Annotated in this window: 16 protein-coding genes and 1 other annotated feature; of the genes, 4 read left to right on the plus strand and 12 right to left on the minus strand. The window is 52.3% G+C overall.

Features of this window, described 5'->3' with window-relative positions; translation table 11 throughout:
- Nucleotides 1-55 precede the first annotated feature (55 nt).
- The gene (locus tag L4D19_RS09140) at nucleotides 56-994 is read left to right on the plus strand and encodes a class I SAM-dependent methyltransferase (protein WP_428452208.1); all 939 of its coding nucleotides are present in this window, start codon (nucleotides 56-58) and stop codon (nucleotides 992-994) included.
- Between the two features lie 95 nt (nucleotides 995-1,089).
- Here L4D19_RS09140 and L4D19_RS09145 read toward each other — a convergent pair whose 3' ends face one another.
- The 12 genes from L4D19_RS09145 to L4D19_RS09200 form a co-directional block, all read right to left on the minus strand.
- A complete protein-coding gene (locus L4D19_RS09145; protein ID WP_428452209.1) occupies nucleotides 1,090-1,476 on the minus strand; it encodes a GspS/AspS pilotin family protein in 387 nt (128 codons plus the stop codon).
- A gap of 46 nt (nucleotides 1,477-1,522) precedes the next feature.
- On the minus strand, nucleotides 1,523-1,822 hold the full coding sequence (locus L4D19_RS09150) for a YciI family protein (RefSeq protein ID WP_075768424.1): 300 nt from the start codon (nucleotides 1,820-1,822) through the stop codon (nucleotides 1,523-1,525).
- A 139-nt stretch (nucleotides 1,823-1,961) separates the two neighbouring features.
- Nucleotides 1,962-2,360, minus strand: coding sequence for an acyl-CoA thioester hydrolase YciA (yciA, locus tag L4D19_RS09155; protein ID WP_428452210.1), 399 nt, complete (start codon nucleotides 2,358-2,360; stop codon nucleotides 1,962-1,964).
- Nucleotides 2,361-2,375: 15 nt separating this feature from the next.
- A complete protein-coding gene (locus L4D19_RS09160; RefSeq protein WP_428452211.1) occupies nucleotides 2,376-2,915 on the minus strand; it encodes a septation protein A in 540 nt (179 codons plus the stop codon).
- Between the two features lie 187 nt (nucleotides 2,916-3,102).
- Nucleotides 3,103-4,356 (minus strand): dicarboxylate/amino acid:cation symporter, encoded by a 1,254-nt coding sequence (locus L4D19_RS09165; RefSeq protein WP_428452212.1) that lies wholly within the window; start codon nucleotides 4,354-4,356, stop codon nucleotides 3,103-3,105.
- Nucleotides 4,357-4,730: 374 nt separating this feature from the next.
- Entirely contained in the window at nucleotides 4,731-5,537 is an 807-nt protein-coding gene (gene trpA / locus L4D19_RS09170) for a tryptophan synthase subunit alpha (protein ID WP_428452213.1), read from the minus strand.
- Complete coding sequence (gene trpB, locus L4D19_RS09175) at nucleotides 5,537-6,727, minus strand: tryptophan synthase subunit beta (RefSeq protein ID WP_075768429.1); 1,191 nt, start codon at nucleotides 6,725-6,727, stop codon at nucleotides 5,537-5,539. The genes trpA and trpB overlap by 1 nt, the downstream gene beginning before the upstream one ends.
- A 14-nt stretch (nucleotides 6,728-6,741) precedes the next feature.
- Complete coding sequence (gene trpCF, locus L4D19_RS09180; RefSeq protein ID WP_428452214.1) at nucleotides 6,742-8,112, minus strand: bifunctional indole-3-glycerol-phosphate synthase TrpC/phosphoribosylanthranilate isomerase TrpF; 1,371 nt, start codon at nucleotides 8,110-8,112, stop codon at nucleotides 6,742-6,744.
- A gap of 2 nt (nucleotides 8,113-8,114) precedes the next feature.
- A complete protein-coding gene (trpD, locus tag L4D19_RS09185; protein ID WP_428452215.1) occupies nucleotides 8,115-9,125 on the minus strand; it encodes an anthranilate phosphoribosyltransferase in 1,011 nt (336 codons plus the stop codon).
- Nucleotides 9,126-9,146: 21 nt separating this feature from the next.
- On the minus strand, nucleotides 9,147-9,764 hold the full coding sequence (locus tag L4D19_RS09190; protein ID WP_428452216.1) for an aminodeoxychorismate/anthranilate synthase component II: 618 nt from the start codon (nucleotides 9,762-9,764) through the stop codon (nucleotides 9,147-9,149).
- An 11-nt stretch (nucleotides 9,765-9,775) separates the two neighbouring features.
- Nucleotides 9,776-11,356 carry an anthranilate synthase component 1 gene (locus L4D19_RS09195; protein WP_428452217.1) on the minus strand — a complete coding sequence of 527 codons (1,581 nt, stop codon included), beginning with the start codon at nucleotides 11,354-11,356 and terminating at the stop codon, nucleotides 9,776-9,778.
- A complete protein-coding gene (locus L4D19_RS09200; RefSeq protein WP_075768434.1) occupies nucleotides 11,353-12,366 on the minus strand; it encodes a bifunctional 3-deoxy-7-phosphoheptulonate synthase/chorismate mutase in 1,014 nt (337 codons plus the stop codon). The genes L4D19_RS09195 and L4D19_RS09200 overlap by 4 nt, the downstream gene beginning before the upstream one ends.
- 101 nt (nucleotides 12,367-12,467) lie before the next feature.
- Nucleotides 12,468-12,562 (minus strand) — a sequence feature (Trp leader region).
- A 117-nt stretch (nucleotides 12,563-12,679) separates the two neighbouring features.
- Between L4D19_RS09200 and rnm the strand changes: the two genes are divergently transcribed.
- From rnm to rluB, 3 genes are all read left to right on the plus strand, one after another.
- Complete coding sequence (rnm, locus tag L4D19_RS09205; protein ID WP_428452218.1) at nucleotides 12,680-13,561, plus strand: RNase RNM; 882 nt, start codon at nucleotides 12,680-12,682, stop codon at nucleotides 13,559-13,561.
- 8 nt (nucleotides 13,562-13,569) lie between these two features.
- A complete protein-coding gene (locus L4D19_RS09210; RefSeq protein WP_160648145.1) occupies nucleotides 13,570-14,190 on the plus strand; it encodes an L-threonylcarbamoyladenylate synthase in 621 nt (206 codons plus the stop codon).
- A 264-nt stretch (nucleotides 14,191-14,454) separates the two neighbouring features.
- A complete protein-coding gene (gene rluB / locus L4D19_RS09215; protein WP_428452219.1) occupies nucleotides 14,455-15,462 on the plus strand; it encodes a 23S rRNA pseudouridine(2605) synthase RluB in 1,008 nt (335 codons plus the stop codon).
- Nucleotides 15,463-15,661: the final 199 nt, after the last annotated feature.

The raw sequence follows: 15,661 nt of genomic DNA on the forward strand, positions 1-15,661 counted from the left end.
GTATGAGCCAATGGTATTAGAATAGCGCCCTAATTTTGATCAAGATTGTAGAGTTATGGAAACCACCGCGCTGCCGACCTTAGAACAACACCTGCTAACTGAACTGTTGTCACCACCGACTGAAGTACGCCGCTTATTTCACGGTCGGGGACGTTGTTGGCAGGGGCTGGAACAGCTTACTGTTGACTGGCTGAGTGGTCAGGTCTTAGTTTCCTTATTTAAAGAGCCATCGGAACCGTTCCTTGCAGCACTGCATAGCACTCTGACGACTTTGGTTTCCTCCGAAGCCTGGCTGCAAAGCGGAGCGACATCGCTGCTACTGCAGCATCGCGACCGGCAGGGATCACCGATGGAGCTTCTATGGGGCGAAAGCGGTGAATATCAGGACGTGGTAGAAAATGGGCTGACATTTAAGCTGGATCTGGGGCGTAAGCAAAACAACGGCCTGTTTCTCGACATGCGTTATGGCCGCCGCTGGGTAATGGAGCATGCCGCAGGAAAGCGGGTACTGAATCTGTTCGCCTATACCTGCGGGTTTTCGGTTGCAGCCATTGAAGGCGGCGCCGAACATGTGGTCAACCTCGATATGGCCAAGGCAGCATTGAGCCGCGGCCGTGATAACCATCATCTCAACAAGCATGATCTTAAGAAAGTGAGCTTCCTAGGGCATGAGTTATTCAAGTCTTGGGGCAAAGTCCGCAAACTGGGGCCTTACGACTTGATCATCATTGATCCGCCTTCATTCCAGAAGGGCAGCTTTGCCTTGACCAAGGATTACCAGAAAATCCTTCGGCGTCTGCCGGAACTGCTGACAGAAAAAGGCCAGGTCGTCGCCTGTGTGAACGATCCTTCTGTGTCGTCTCAGTTCTTGATTGATGGTATGGCGACCGAAGCGCCGGAGCTGGCGTATACCGAGCGCTTGGCCAACCCGCCGGAGTTTAAGGACATTGATCCTGAAGGCGGGCTAAAAGTACTGGTATTCGACAGACAGTAATTGCAAAAAAATACCGCCAGAGGTTTAACACTGGCGGTATCTATGATTTATAGCCCCGAAGAGGGGAATGCCTCCGCGAGGTATTACTCTACCTGTTATTTCGTCAGGTCTTGGCAGTATTGGTCATAGACTGGCTGTTCTGCCATGGTGCGTCCACGCATATCCATGATCATTATCTTATAGTTCACGCCTTCGTTAAACAGAGGGGTGAGCTCTTCACTGTTGCAGTAATTCACGGCCGCATTTTTGACTGCCTGCGAAGGTGGGATCTTGCCGCCACCACCATATAAAATGGTGATTTCGACAGTCTTCTCACGCGCCTGGGCTTTCATGATCTGGTATTCACCCACCTTATCATAGGGGGCTTTGTTGTTGATCAGCGACGCACGACTTTTGGCCAGCGCTTTCGCTGCATCATCTGGGCTTGATGCGCAGCCAGCCAGTGAAAGTAATGCGATGAATATAAGTGTTTTCTTTAACATCAGATAATTAATCTCGATCTATGCGGGTGTGTAATGCCGTGGCCAGTTAAGGAAGGACTTTCTTAAATGGCTTAACAATAACGTTGTCATACACACCGGCCTCAATGTAAGGATCGGCGTCAGCCCATGCTTTGGCATCAGCCAAAGAGTTGAACTCAGCAATGACGGTTGAGCCTGTGAAACCAGCTTCGCCCGGATTGTCGCTGTCGATAGCCGGCATTGGGCCCGCAACCAACAGGCGACCTTGTTCTTGAAGCTCTTTTAGGCGGGCAAGGTGTTTTTCGCGAACACTCAGGCGACGCTCTAAGCTGTTTTCAACATCCTGAGAAAAGATTACATACCACATTCGCTGAATTCTCCCTGTAGCTAAATTAGACCATGCCGCTTCTGTTTGAATAATGAAGGGCTTGGATTGATACTGGAGGGTTATCTTAAAGCAAAAAAAAAGCCCCAACCAGAGGTTAGGGCCAATTGTGAGGACAGCTTTACGCTTTTCGTATCGGGCGCGGGCGTCCTTCGCTGTTGATCGCGACGTAGTTGAAGGTGGCTTCGCAGACACGGTAGCGCTCGCCGATACCATCAATGGCAACCGGTTTTACCCATACTTCCAATGCCACGCTCATCGATGTGTTGCCGATGCGGCTGCATTCGCCGTAACAGCAAACAACATCGCCGACGCTGACAGGAGCTTTGAAGGCAATACTTTCGACAGAGACAGTAACAACGCGTCCGCCTGAAATCTCTTTGGCCAGAATGGCACCGGCCAAATCCAGCTGAGACATAATCCAGCCACCAAAAATATCGCCGTTGGCATTGGTGTCTGCAGGCATTGCTAGAGTGCGGAGCAGCAGTTGTCCGCGAGGAATATTATTTTCTGTGGTCATGGTTCGATCTTACAACTATTCAGAATCAGTTTCTTTGGGCATATGGTGGTAAATATAACCGCCGGTGGCAAGGGTGAAAATCAAAGTTAGGGCTAATAGGCCAAAGACTTTAAAGTTTACCCATACATCAAGCGGAAGCTGGAAAGCGATATAGACATTGGCGATGGCACAAGTGACGAAAAACAGGATCCAGGCCATATTAATCCGTTTCCATATCAGCTCCGGCAGATTAATTTCGTTACTCAGCATTCCTTTGATTAGCGGCTTGCCCAGGTATTGGCTGACGGCGAGGCCGATAGCAAATAGTACATAGACAATTGTGACCTTCCATTTGATGAAATTGTCATCATGGAGAAACAGGGTCAGTCCGCCAAATACAGCAACCATCGCGAAGGTGATCAGCTGCATTTTCTCCACTTTCTTGTACAAGAACCATGTGAGTGCCACCTGAACCGCCGTTGCCGCAATCAAGGCGCCTGTCGCAACATAGATGTCATGGGTTTTATACAAGATAAAGAAGACGATCAGCGGAATAAAGTCGATCAGTTGTTTCATTCAATAGCAGCCTTATTATTGCCAAGTCATAAATGACCTAGCGAAATGAATCTATATCCAAGTATTGCTTGCTACTAGTATACCTAATAGCCACAGGGATAAATATCTGCCGAGTGAATTCTCCCGTATGAACAACGAAAAAGGCCGCTGATAGCTATCAGCGGCCTTTGTTATACAGGCTTAGATATTAAGCGTTCTGAACTTCTTCAGAAACCTTGCCAGCTTCTTTGCTTACCATGTCATCGATAATGACGGCACAGGCAGCATCGCCAGTGATGTTCAGCGCGGTACGGATCATATCGAAGATACGGTCAAGAGCGAATAGTAGTGGTAGACCTTCGATTGGAATACCGGCAGCAAGCAGTACCGCAACTACCAGGAATGAAGGACCCGGAACACCGGCCTGGCCAACAGCACCTAGTGTCGAGGTAACAATGATGGCAATGTATGCGCTCATACCCAGGTCAATGTTGAACATCTGGGCGAAGAAGATAGCAACCAGACCGTAGTAAATGGCGTTACCGCTCATGTTGATGGTCGCGCCCAGCGGCAGTACGAATGCAGCCGTTGAGTTCTTGACACCCAGCTCATCTTCACAGGTTTCCATGGTGACAGGCAGGGTTGCCATAGAAGAGGCTGTTGATAGCGCAACTGCCTGTGGCTTTTTCATTGCCGACAGGAACTTCATTGGTGATGTTTTGCTGAATGCTTTGATCATTAGCGGGTAGAAGACGAAACCGTAGACCAGGATGGCACCGACGTATACCACAAACAGCTTAAAGACGACCATTAGGGCGCTAAAGCCAAAGGTACCAACGGCATCCGCCATCAGGCCGAATACACCCAATGGCGCAATTTTCATCACGACATTGATCATCCAAACCATTGCATCAACAATGGCATTGACACCATTGATCAGCGGGTCGCGGCGTTCTTTTTCCAGTTTCGATAAAGCGATACCAAAGAAAAGGCAGAATACGAGAATTTGTAGAATATTCGCTTCGTTCAGTGACTGGAAAACGTTGGTCGGGATCATTCCAAGTACGGTTGCCCAGAAAGATGGCAGGTCGCCTTTGTCGGCATAGACATTGGAGAACAAGCCTTCGACACCTGTCAGGTCAACGCCCATTCCCGGCTCAAACATTTCACCCATGAACAGGGCGAGTGCGACGGCGACGGCAGACGTGAAGCCGAAGAAGCCCAATGTTGCAAAGCCCACTTTTCCTGCTGAGTGGCTGCTGCCAAGTCCGGCGGCACCGGAGATAATTGCAACGGCAACCAGTGGGATAACAAGCATTTTGATCAAGTGGATAAAAATACTACCAAGCGGCGCGAACAGGCTGGCTGATTGCCCCATCATCGCGCCAACAAGCGTACCTACACACATGGCAATGACGACTTGGACGCCGATATTGCCTAATAGTCCTTTTTCTTTTAACACTTTTTATACCTCAGTTGTGTTTGTTAATTCTGCTTAGGGTTAAGTGTTGTATTTGTTGTGAATGTTAACCCAATATTTTGCGGTTGTGTTTTTACACACAATTATTGTATTTATCAATCATTGTTTTCGATATTTTGCTTTGCTGTTATCGGGTGTGACAATGTCTGGTGACAAAATCGCTACCCTTAACAACTCGGCTACTGTAAGTCGGGGATGGGGGAAGATCTTTGATCTAATACGGGTTTAGCTTTGTTAATAGGGGAAAAGGTGGTGGAATCTTGCACGTAAATGGTGTGTTTGGGGTGAAAAAGCCGCAATGAATGCGGCTTTGTAAGGTGATCATCTTGTTGGCGAGCCTATTAATAGGCGTATGGCTACAAACGCGTAGCGGTTTTCATATTGCTGATGAACTGACCCATCTGGGTTAACATTTCATCATCGTGTCCCAAATTCTGCTCGATAACTTTTACGACGGCTGAGCCTGAGATGGCACCGGCAGCGCCGGCCTCGATGGCTTCTTTTACCTGTGCGGGCTCTGAAATACCAAAGCCAAGCAGTGCCGGTGGCGCCTTGTGAACCTTCAGGCTTTCCAGCAGGTGCCCAATAGGCATGCCTGCCTTGGTTTCGGCACCGGTAACACCAGCACGAGACAGTAGGTAGGTATAGCCACCACCATATTCGGAAACTGTTTTCAGCGTTTGTTCGTCGGCATTCGGTGGCGCAATGAAGATCGGGTGAATGCCGTATTTCTTGGCGGCTGCCCGGAAATCGGCAGACTCTTTGACCGGTACATCAGCGATTAGCACCGAATCAACCCCGGCATCGGCACACTTACGGTAGAAGTTCTCGATACCTGCACCGAAGACAAGGTTGGCGTACATTAGCAGGCCAATGGGCAGCTCCGGATATTTGGCGCGGATCTTGGCCAGAAGTTCAAAACACAGGGCCGGTGTGGTACCAGATTCCAGCGCCCTGATTGTCGCGCCCTGGATAGTCGGGCCGTCGGCCAGCGGATCAGAGAACGGAATACCCAGCTCTAATGCATCGGCGCCGGACTCGACTAGCGTGTCGATGATTTTCAGTGACTGTTCGGGATTGGGATCGCCGATGGTTACAAAAGGAACAAATGCGCCTTCATGTTTTGCCGCCAGGCGGTCAAATAGTGCTTGATAACGATCCATTACAGCGCTCCCTTCTCTTCTAGAATATCGTGGACTGTGAAAATATCTTTGTCGCCGCGCCCGGACAGGTTGACGACCAGTATCTGTTCTTTTTCTGGTTCTTTCTCAATCATCTGCAGGGCATAAGCCAGTGCATGAGCAGATTCCAGTGCCGGGATAATGCCTTCGTTGCGCGCCAGTGACTGGAAGGCTTCCAGTGCCTCGTCGTCAGTCACCGAACCATAGACCGCGCGGCCGGTTGCGTTCAGGTGGGCATGCTGCGGGCCGACAGACGGGAAATCCAAACCGGCAGAGACAGAGTAAGACTCTTCGACCTGGCCGTGTTCGTCCTGCATCAGCGGGGCTTTCATGCCAAAGAAAATACCCAGCTTGCCGTGTTTCAGTGGTGCACCGTGCATGTCGGTATCAAGGCCTTTGCCCGCTGGCTCTACACCAATTAGGCCTACTTCTTCATCATCGATAAAATCGGCGAACATCCCGATAGCATTGGAGCCACCGCCGACACAGGCGATAACGGCATCAGGCAGGCGACCTTCTTTGGCCAGGATCTGCGCTTTGGTTTCCTCACCGATAATATGCTGGAACTCGCGGACAATGGTCGGGAACGGGTGCGGACCTGCCGCCGTACCTAACAGGTAGTGGGCTTTGTCGTAGGTTGCCGACCAGTCGCGCATTGCCTCGTTACAGGCATCTTTCAGGGTTGCCGAACCGGAGTGAACCGGGATCACTTCTGCGCCCATCAGCTTCATTCGGAATACGTTCGGACTCTGGCGCTCAACGTCTTTGGCACCCATGTACACACGGCATTTTAGTCCCAGCAGGGCGCAGGCCAATGCTGTTGCTACACCGTGCTGACCGGCACCTGTCTCGGCGATGATTTCTTCTTTGCCCATTCGTTTGGCAAGCAATGCCTGACCCAGTACCTGGTTGGTTTTGTGGGCGCCACCGTGCAGCAAGTCTTCACGCTTTAGGTAGAGCTTGGTCTTGGTGCCCTTGGTCAGGTTTTGACACAGGGTCAGGGCGGTCGGGCGACCAGCGTATTCTTTCAGCAGTGTAATAAACTCTTCCTGAAAGCTTGGGTCTTGCTGGGCCTCGACGAAAGCTGCTTCAAGCTGGTCAAGGGCCGGTACCAAAATCTGGGGAACGTATTGTCCACCAAATTCACCGAAGTAGGCGTCTAGTTTGCTCATAATCTTATTTATCCTTAATACTTTCTGATTGCCGCGAAGGCCGCATTCAATTTTGTCTGATCTTTTTTACCCGGGGCGCTTTCAACACCAGAGTTTAAATCCAATCCCTTGCAGCCCAGCTTGGCTGCCTCACAGGCATTTTCCGGTGTCAGGCCACCTGCCAGCATGATGTTTTGTTTGTCGGTATCGCTTAGCAGGTTCCAGTCAAAGGCGATGCCTGTTCCGCCTGACTGCTGGCCGACCTTGCTGTCGAGCAGGTGTTTGTCGGCCGGCCATCGTTCGAAGTCCGGGACTTCCATACTGATGCCATGCGCCTTCCAAATCTCACAGTCATCGGGAAGGTGAGCCTTTAGCCCCTGGACATATTCCGGTGATTCTTCACCGTGGAGCTGGACGGCTGACAAAGACAGGGTCTTGGCAGCCTTGGCTACAGCGTCAGGATCAGCATTGCGGAACACGCCGACGTACTTGAGCGGAGCACCGCTCATCACCATACGGGCTTGTTCGATATCGACCTGTCGTGGCGAAGTGGAAACGAAGATCAGCCCGCCGTATACGGCTCCGCTTTGATAGGCCGCGCTGGCATCATCGGCACGAGTCAGGCCACAGACTTTGTTCTCACCCAGTAGTACCCGGCGCACGGCAAGCTCTAGGTTATCCTCGGCCATCAGGGAGCTGCCAATCAGGAAGCCGTTGGCATAGGCGGCAAGATCACGAACCTGCTGGTGGTTGTAGATCCCAGACTCCGAAATGACAATGGTGCCTTCAGGCAGGCGTGGCGCCAGTTCCTTGGTGCGATTAAGATCAATGCTTAAGTCACGCAGGTTGCGGTTGTTGATCCCGACGACTTTGGCGTTCAGTGCGATAGCCCGCTCCAGTTCGTGTTCATTGCTGACCTCGGTCAGAATGCCCAGGTTCAACGATTCGGCAACGGCGGCCAGCTCGCGGTATTCGTCATCATTGAGCACCGATAGCATCAGCAAAATGGCATCGGCATTGTAGTGACGCGCCAGATAGACCTGATAGGTATCTATCATGAAGTCTTTGCACAGCACTGGTTGCTTCACCTGGTTGCGAACCAGTGGAAGAAAGTCAAAATTACCCTGGAAGTACTTCTCGTCCGTCAGAACCGAAATGGCACTGGCATGGCCGTTGTAGACCTTGGCAATGTGATCCAGGTTGAAGTCATGGCGGATCAGGCCCTTTGACGGCGAGGCTTTCTTGCACTCAAGAATAAAGGCTGTCTGCTCGCCGGATAGGGCATCGTAAAAGCTCCGGTCACTCGGGGTTAAGCCGTCAATAAAATTCTCAAGTGGCTGCTCCTGTTTGCGCGCTTCCACCCACAGGTGTTTGTCGGCCACAATTTTTGCTAGTACGGTTTCCATGGTTAACCTCGTGCTGCCAGTTTCTCAACCAGCTCAAATGCTTTGCCAGATTGCATCACGTCAATGGCTTGTTGGGTATTGGCTTTTAAATCTTCGTTGCCGAACAGGCGTAGCAGCATAGCAACATTGACTGCAACGGCACCTTGCTGGGCAGCTGTTCCTTTGCCGGTCAGAATATTGGTGATAATGGCCCGGTTCTCTTCCGGCTCGCCGCCCTTGATAGCTTCAAGCGGGTAGGTATCGAGGCCAAAGTCTGCCGGAGTCAGGGTGTATTCCTTGGTTTCGCCATTTATGATTTCAGCAACCGTCGTCTCGCCGTGGATGGCAACTTCATCCAACCCGCTGCCGTGAACCACGGCTGCCCGCTTCATGCCCATGGCTGCCATGGTTTCGGCAATCGGGCGTACCAGTGCCTGGTCATAGACACCCATCAGCTCGATGGTTGGCCGGGCCGGGTTAATAAGCGGACCAAGCACATTGAAGATGGTGCGGGTTTTTAATGTCTGGCGCACCGGCATCGCATGGCGGACACCGCCGTGATATTCCGGCGCAAACAGAAAGCAGACACCGAGCTCGTCAAGTGCCCCACGGGCATTGTCAGGTGTCATCGCCAAATTAATTCCGAATTTGTCGAGCAGATCGGATGAACCCGATTTGCTCGATACCCCGCGGTTGCCGTGTTTGGCAACCTTAACGCCACAGGCGGCAGCGACAAAAGCCGCAGTGGTCGAGATGTTGATGGTGTTGGCGCCGTCACCACCGGTGCCGACGATATCAGCAAAATCATAGTCCGGGCTAGGGAACGGGTTGGCATTGGCCAGTAGGGCACTGGCGGCACCGGCGATCTCTGCCGGGGTTTCACCTTTGATCTTCAGGGCAGTCAGTATGGCTGACAGCAGGATCGGTTCGACTTCGCCTTTGATGATGGCATCGAACAGGGTATGGCTTTCTTCCTGGCTGAGTGCCTGCTGGTCATATAATTTGTTGGCAATGGTGTAAATGCTTGCATCCATAATCTTTTTCTCCCTAAAGCTTTATTTATTCGATGCCACGCTATGGCTGTCCGGCTTTGACATTACCCAGTTCAGCGTATTGGTCAGTAGCTGAGCCCCTTGTGTGGTTAGAATCGACTCAGGGTGGAACTGGTAACCGCAAACACGATTCTGGTCATTGGTTACTGCCATCACCAGGCCGTCGACATTGGCAACGGTTGTCAGGCTGTCAGGTACCTCCGTGGCAACCAGCGAATGGTAGCGGGCAATGGAGAGCGGACTCGGCAAGTCACCAAATACAGTATGGCCACTGTGACGCATCATGGCTGCTTTGCCGTGGACGATATCGCCGGCGCCTTCAACTTTGCCGCCATAGGCTTCGACGATTGCCTGGTGGCCAAGGCAGATACCAATCATTGGTACCTTGCCGCGAACTCGCTTGATAAGCTCGGGCATACAACCAGCATCGGCTGGCGCACCAGGGCCGGGAGAAAGTACCAGCACCGGATTGGTTTTTTCAGCCAGCGCCTGTTCCATCTGGTCCGCACTCAGGCTGTTACGGTAGATGGTGACTGGGTAACCCAGCGAGCGAAACTGATCGACCAGGTTGTAGGTAAAGGAATCAAAGTTATCTAGTAGTACGATTTCAGCAGCTGTCATGACTTTGATCCTTATACTGATTGGGTCGGGGCACTGTGTGCCTTGCGGATAGCGGTGATCACAGCCTGCGCCTTACCACGGGTTTCATCGGCTTCGGCCTGCGGGACTGAGTCATAGACCACACCGGCACCGGCCTGGACACTGGCTACGCCATCTTCGACATAGGCCGAGCGGATCACAATACAGGTGTCCATATCGCCGTGTCCGGTCAGATAGCCGACAGCACCACCGTAGCTGCCGCGGCGACGTTGCTCAACATCACGGATCAGCTGCATTGCCCGGATTTTCGGTGCACCGGTCAGCGTGCCCATGTTCATGCAGGCCTGGTAGGCATGCAGCGCATCGAGATCGCCACGCAATTGACCGACAACACGGGAGACTAGGTGCATCACATGGCTGTAGCGGTCGACTTTCAGCAAATCAGCTACATAGCGGCTGCCGGGTTCGCTGATCCGGGCCACATCGTTGCGGGCCAGATCAACCAGCATCATGTGCTCGGCGTTTTCTTTCATGTCACTGCGCAGTTCAAGCTCAATGCGGCCGTCGAGATCCAGGTTAATGGAGCCGTCCGGGTTTTTGCCGCGGTGGCGAGTACCAGCAATCGGATAAATTTCCACCTGGTTGCTCTCGGTACAATATTTCAGTGCACTTTCCGGCGAGGCGCCGAACAGGGTGAAATCAGCGTCCTGCAGAAAGAACATATACGGGCTGGGATTGCCGATTTTCAGCTCTTTATAGGCGACCAGTGGTGACGGGCACGGCAGCGTGAACTGACGGGACGGTACTACCTGAAAAACATCACCGTTGATGACGTGCTGTTTGAGATCGACCACGGTCTGGCAGAATGCCTCGTCGCTGACACTGGCAACCGGCTCGCACTGGTCCAGGAACTCGGCCTCTGGCAGCGGTTTCGGCTCCAGACAGGCCTCTTTGATATGCTGCAGTCTGCGGCTTAGCTCAAAATAGCTGGAGGTGTATTGATCGCCGCCAAATAGCGTTGCCTGCAGCTTGCCCCGGCGGCGCTGGTGGTCGATAACCAACAGGGTCTCGGCAATATAGAACAGGTAGTCCGGGCATTTGTTGTCCTCGGCGACGTTCGGCAGCGGCTCGAAACCGGCGACGACGTCATAGGCAAACAGGCCGCCGAGAAATAAGGCTTCCCGTGGGTGGCCAGAGGTATCAAAGGCGTGCTGGATCATGCGCAGCGCGTCAAACGAAGAGGTCTGACGCAGGCGGCTATCTTCATCCAGCGTGCGCTCGGCACTGGGAAAATCGAGGATCAGGCAGTCGTTTTCACGTCGTCCCTGAATATCGGCAGCCAGTGCCTGCTCAAGGGTCTGCAGGACATTGAGTCCGTTGTCGGTTAATGCTTCCAGCCGGACTTGCTTGCCGCGGCATACAATACGGACCGCAGCATCAATCAGCATCAGGCTTTTCAAATCCTGCTTGGAGTCAATTTCGGCTGACTCCAGCAGTAAGTTATGCGGGCGGTTGCCACAGACGGAATAATACAATTCCGTCGGGTCGGCCACATAGGGTACGTCGAGACTAAGTAGTTCCAGCTCGCCAGTACCTAAAGGGGTCGTATTCACAGCGTTCTCCCTGCCGCTTCTACAAACGGTTTCAACTCTTGCATTAACTGTTCAAACATTGGGCCAGTCAGCGCCTGGTGGCCGTCGGACAAGGCCTCACACGGGTTAAGGTGTGATTCGACAATGATGCCATCAGCGCCAACTGCCGCTGCTGCCCGTGAGAGCGGGATAACCAACTCGCGTACACCGGTGCCGTGGCTTGGATCAACCACGACAGGTAGGTGGGTACGCTGCTTGAGATAGGCAACGGCATTGAGGTCCAATGTATTCCTTGTTGCTGTCTCGTAGGTGCGGATACCACGCTCACACAGGATAATGTTAGGATTTCCTGCGTCATAGATGTATTCCGCGGCCAGTAACAGCTCTTCGATAGTGGCGGAAAGTCCGCGTTTGAGCAAGACCGGTTTTTTACTTTCACCCACAGCTTTTAACAAAGCGTAGTTCTGCATATTGCGGGCACCAATCTGTAGGCAGTCAACATATTCACACATTGTATCGACCTGACCGACTTCCATGACCTCAGACACCGTCGGCAGCCCAAGCTGCTGGTTGGCTTTATGCAGCAGTTTCAGTCCTTCTACTCCCATGCCCTGGAAATCATACGGGCTGGTACGAGGCTTGTAGGCACCGCCGCGAAGTGCGACGGCACCGTGTTGTTTTACGACTTCGGCAACCGCCATCAGTTGTGCTTCGGACTCGACGGAACATGGACCGGCGATAACGGCAAACTTGTTGCCACCAACTGCGGCATTGCCGAAACGCACTACAGTGTCGTGGGCCTGAACTTCACGGCTTACCATTTTGTACTTGGTCAGGATCGGTTTGACGTTCTCGACGCACGGGTAGGCATCCAGGTGTAGCTGTTGCAACACGCGCTCATCACCCAGTGCACCCAGTACGATACGCTCGACACCCGGCATGTAGAGTGGTTTTAGGCCAGCAGACTCGATACGGCTGAGGATTTCTTTGGCTTGCTCTTCGGTCGCGTTGGGCTTTAGTACAATAATCATTTCGCTATCTCTTAATCTGTGTCGTGCACTTGCAGGCTGTTGGAAGAGGCTACATTGTGCTGAAAGTCGTAGTCGTCAATTCGGGTATAAAAAGTCGGGGTATAAAAAAGCCCGCAGTAAGCGGGCTTGTGTCTGTTTGGCCGTTAGGCACAGCAAATCACACCACCCGCAGAGGGAAGTGCCACCACCAAGAAAAGAAAGCGCAGAGCTGATGATGAATTTGCTGTAACATGTAAATATCCTGTAATTCTATTACTGGGTAACTGCGTACTAGTAAACTAGTTCATGAAAATAATGTCAAGAAATTTAATTTATGTTGTTTGATTTACATAGCCATACCACAGCATCGGATGGCCGTTTAGTGCCTGAAGAGCTGGTAAGAAGAGCGGTTGAACGACGCGTTGATGTGCTTGCGATCACAGATCACGATACCGTGGCGGGCCTTGAATTGGCACAGCAGGCAATCGATGCAGAAAATCTGCCTCTAACTCTCATCAAAGGTATTGAAATATCGACACTTTGGCGAAATTTTGATATTCACATTGTCGGCTTGAACATAGACCATGAACACCCGGCGATCACTGCCTTGATCGCTGAACAGGCGGCGCGGCGTGAAACTCGGGCTGCGCTGATAGCCGAGCGACTTGAGAAAAACCGTATGCCGGGTGCGCTGGCCGGAGCCAAGGCGCTGGCTGGCGGTGCGACGCTGACGCGGGCGCATTTTGCCCAATGGCTGGTAGAACAAGGTTATGCCAAAAATATGCAGGCGGTGTTCAAAAAATTCCTGACCCGGAACAACCCGGGCTATGTACCGCCTTGCTGGTGCTCGATTGCCGAGGCCGTCGAGGCCATTCATGCTGCCGGAGGCCAGGCGGTATTGGCACATCCCGGTCGCTACAAGATGACGGCAAAGTGGTTAAAGCGTCTGCTGACGGCGTTCGTTGAAGCCAACGGGGATGCAATGGAGGTTGCACAACCCCAGCAGTCTCAGCAGGAGCGCAGGACACTTGCTGACTACTCGATAGAATATAACTTGCTCGCTTCGCAAGGTTCTGACTTTCATTATGCCTCTCCATGGACCGAACTTGGGCGCAACCTCTGGCTGCCAAAAGGAGTGACTGAGGTCTGGCAAGAGTGGAAGGTTGAAAAGAAGCGGGTTGATGACGAGGTTCCGCAGAGAACGGAACTATCCTAGGAGGAACAATGAGCCAATTTTTTTACGTTCACCCCGAAACACCGCAAAACCGCCTGATTAACCAGGCCGTGGCAATTATTCGCAATGGCGGGGTGATTGTTTACCCGACAGACTCGGGCTATGCCCTGGGCTGCCAGTTGGAAAACAAGCAGGCGCTGGAGCGTATCTGCCAGATCCGCCGTCTTAATGACAAGCACAACTTCACGCTGCTGTGTCGTGATCTGTCCGAGCTGTCGTTGTATGCCCGTGTCGATAACACGGCGTTTCGTCTGCTGCGCAATAATACGCCGGGTGCCTATACGTTCATTTTCAAGGGAACTAAGGAAGTACCGCGTCGCCTGATGAACCCTAAGCGTAAAACCATAGGTATCAGGGTGCCAGACAATGCTATTGCCCTGGCTTTGTTGGATGCGCTGGGCGAGCCGATGATGTCGACCTCGTTGATCCTGCCTGATAGCGATGTCGCCGAGTCTGATCCGGATGAAATCCGCGATAAGCTGGAGCATGCCGTCGATTTAATTATCAATGGCGGTTACCTGGGCGAGCAGCCGACAACGGTAATTGACTTCAGTAATGACGAAATGGAAGTGGCGCGTGTCGGTGCCGGGGATCCCGCTCCGTTCGAATAATCGCTTGAGAAATAGTCACCGCATTTCTTATTGGTTGCTTTGGACGGATCTCCTGACGGAAAAGAAGTCGTTGACGATGGCTATCTAATCCGTCTTTTCGGTGGTATCTGCATCAAGCTTTTGGCATAATCCACGGTCGCTTTAAGAGGGCTTAGGGCGTGATACCAAGCAGTGTGCGGATACAGCCGAAGAGGCTTGATAAGCGTGCTGCCGGTATATTTGATGATATTTCGACGCCTGTGAAGGCGACAAAGGTTTATCCAAATGAGTGAAAAATTACAGAAGGTGCTGGCTCGTTCAGGCCAAGGTTCCCGTCGCGAGCTTGAATTAATGATTCAAAATGGCCGGGTAAGCATTGATGGCAAGACCGCAAAGCTAGGCGATCGTCTTGAAGACGGTCATGATTCAATTGTTCGTATTGACGGACATAAGATCAATCTAGTTGCACCTTCTGAAGAAGTGTGTCGTGTCCTTGCCTATAACAAACCTGAAGGTGAGTTATGTACGCGCCATGATCCTGATGGTCGCCGTACTGTTTTCGATCGCCTTCCGCGCCTGGAGTCGGGTCGTTGGGTGTCTGTGGGCCGCCTGGATGCGAACACGTCAGGTTTGTTGCTTTTTACTACTGATGGTGAACTAGCAAACCGACTGATGCACCCGAGCCACCGCGTTGAGCGTGAGTACATGGTACGTGTGTTTGGTGACGTCAACGAGCAGATGATCAAGAATCTGGTTAACGGTGTTGAACTGGAAGACGGTATGGCACGTTTTGAGGACGTGGTATACGCCGGTGGTGAAGGAATGAACCACACCTTCTACGTTATGCTGACTGAAGGTCGTAACCGTGAGGTTCGTCGTCTGTGGGACTCCCAGGGTGTGACGGTAAGCCGTCTGAAGCGTGTTCGCTACGGTGATATCTTCCTGACCAAGGACATTCCCCGTGGTGGCTGGATGGAGCTTGAACTGAAGGAAGTGAACTACTTGCGTGAAATGGTTGAGCTGAAGCCGGAAGAGAACACCATGCTGACGGTAGAAGGCCAGAAGCGCAAGAAAGGGGTTCGTCAGATCCGCCGTGCTGTTCGTCGCCATGAAGAGCGAATCAATGATGATTCGCCACGTGGTCGTCGTGGCCGCCAGGACAAGCGCCGTACTTCCTCTCGTAACAAAGATGCCGAAGCAACTTCGCAAGGCCGACGCAAGCCTTCCGGTAATGCGGCAAACCGCCGTAACCCGCTGAAGAACAAGCCGGCTAAGCCGCGCACGCGCAAATAAGGCGTGATTAGATTTAAAAAAGCAGCCAGTTGGCTGCTTTTTTTATGTCTGGACTCATTGCATAAGGGGCTGCAACCCCTCCCAGCCTCCCCCTTGAAAAGTGGGAGGAGCAACTTTTGTCGTTGTATTTACAGCGACAAAGTTGACTCCCTCCCTTGAGCGGTTAAGCGATTGTTTTCGCTAATGCTGCCTCCAAGGG

The sequence above is a fragment of the Photobacterium kasasachensis genome (assembly GCF_050336885.1).
Classification (GTDB): domain Bacteria; phylum Pseudomonadota; class Gammaproteobacteria; order Enterobacterales; family Vibrionaceae; genus Photobacterium; species Photobacterium kasasachensis.

Bases quoted from the DNA above. Each gene is read 5' to 3' on its own strand.
- yciA (WP_428452210.1), bottom strand. From the start codon at position 2,360: ATGACCACAGAAAATAATATTCCTCGCGGACAACTGCTGCTCCGCACT.
- L4D19_RS09210 (WP_160648145.1), top strand. From the start codon at position 13,570: ATGAGCCAATTTTTTTACGTTCACCCCGAAACACCGCAAAACCGCCTG.
- rluB (WP_428452219.1), top strand. From the start codon at position 14,455: ATGAGTGAAAAATTACAGAAGGTGCTGGCTCGTTCAGGCCAAGGTTCC.
- L4D19_RS09140 (WP_428452208.1), top strand. From the start codon at position 56: ATGGAAACCACCGCGCTGCCGACCTTAGAACAACACCTGCTAACTGAA.
- rnm (WP_428452218.1), top strand. From the start codon at position 12,680: ATGTTGTTTGATTTACATAGCCATACCACAGCATCGGATGGCCGTTTA.
- L4D19_RS09150 (WP_075768424.1), bottom strand. From the start codon at position 1,822: ATGTGGTATGTAATCTTTTCTCAGGATGTTGAAAACAGCTTAGAGCGT.
- L4D19_RS09190 (WP_428452216.1), bottom strand. From the start codon at position 9,764: ATGACAGCTGCTGAAATCGTACTACTAGATAACTTTGATTCCTTTACC.
- trpA (WP_428452213.1), bottom strand. From the start codon at position 5,537: ATGGATCGTTATCAAGCACTATTTGACCGCCTGGCGGCAAAACATGAA.
- trpB (WP_075768429.1), bottom strand. From the start codon at position 6,727: ATGAGCAAACTAGACGCCTACTTCGGTGAATTTGGTGGACAATACGTT.
- L4D19_RS09200 (WP_075768434.1), bottom strand. From the start codon at position 12,366: ATGATTATTGTACTAAAGCCCAACGCGACCGAAGAGCAAGCCAAAGAA.
- trpD (WP_428452215.1), bottom strand. From the start codon at position 9,125: ATGGATGCAAGCATTTACACCATTGCCAACAAATTATATGACCAGCAG.
- L4D19_RS09145 (WP_428452209.1), bottom strand. From the start codon at position 1,476: ATGTTAAAGAAAACACTTATATTCATCGCATTACTTTCACTGGCTGGC.
- L4D19_RS09160 (WP_428452211.1), bottom strand. From the start codon at position 2,915: ATGAAACAACTGATCGACTTTATTCCGCTGATCGTCTTCTTTATCTTG.
- trpCF (WP_428452214.1), bottom strand. From the start codon at position 8,112: ATGGAAACCGTACTAGCAAAAATTGTGGCCGACAAACACCTGTGGGTG.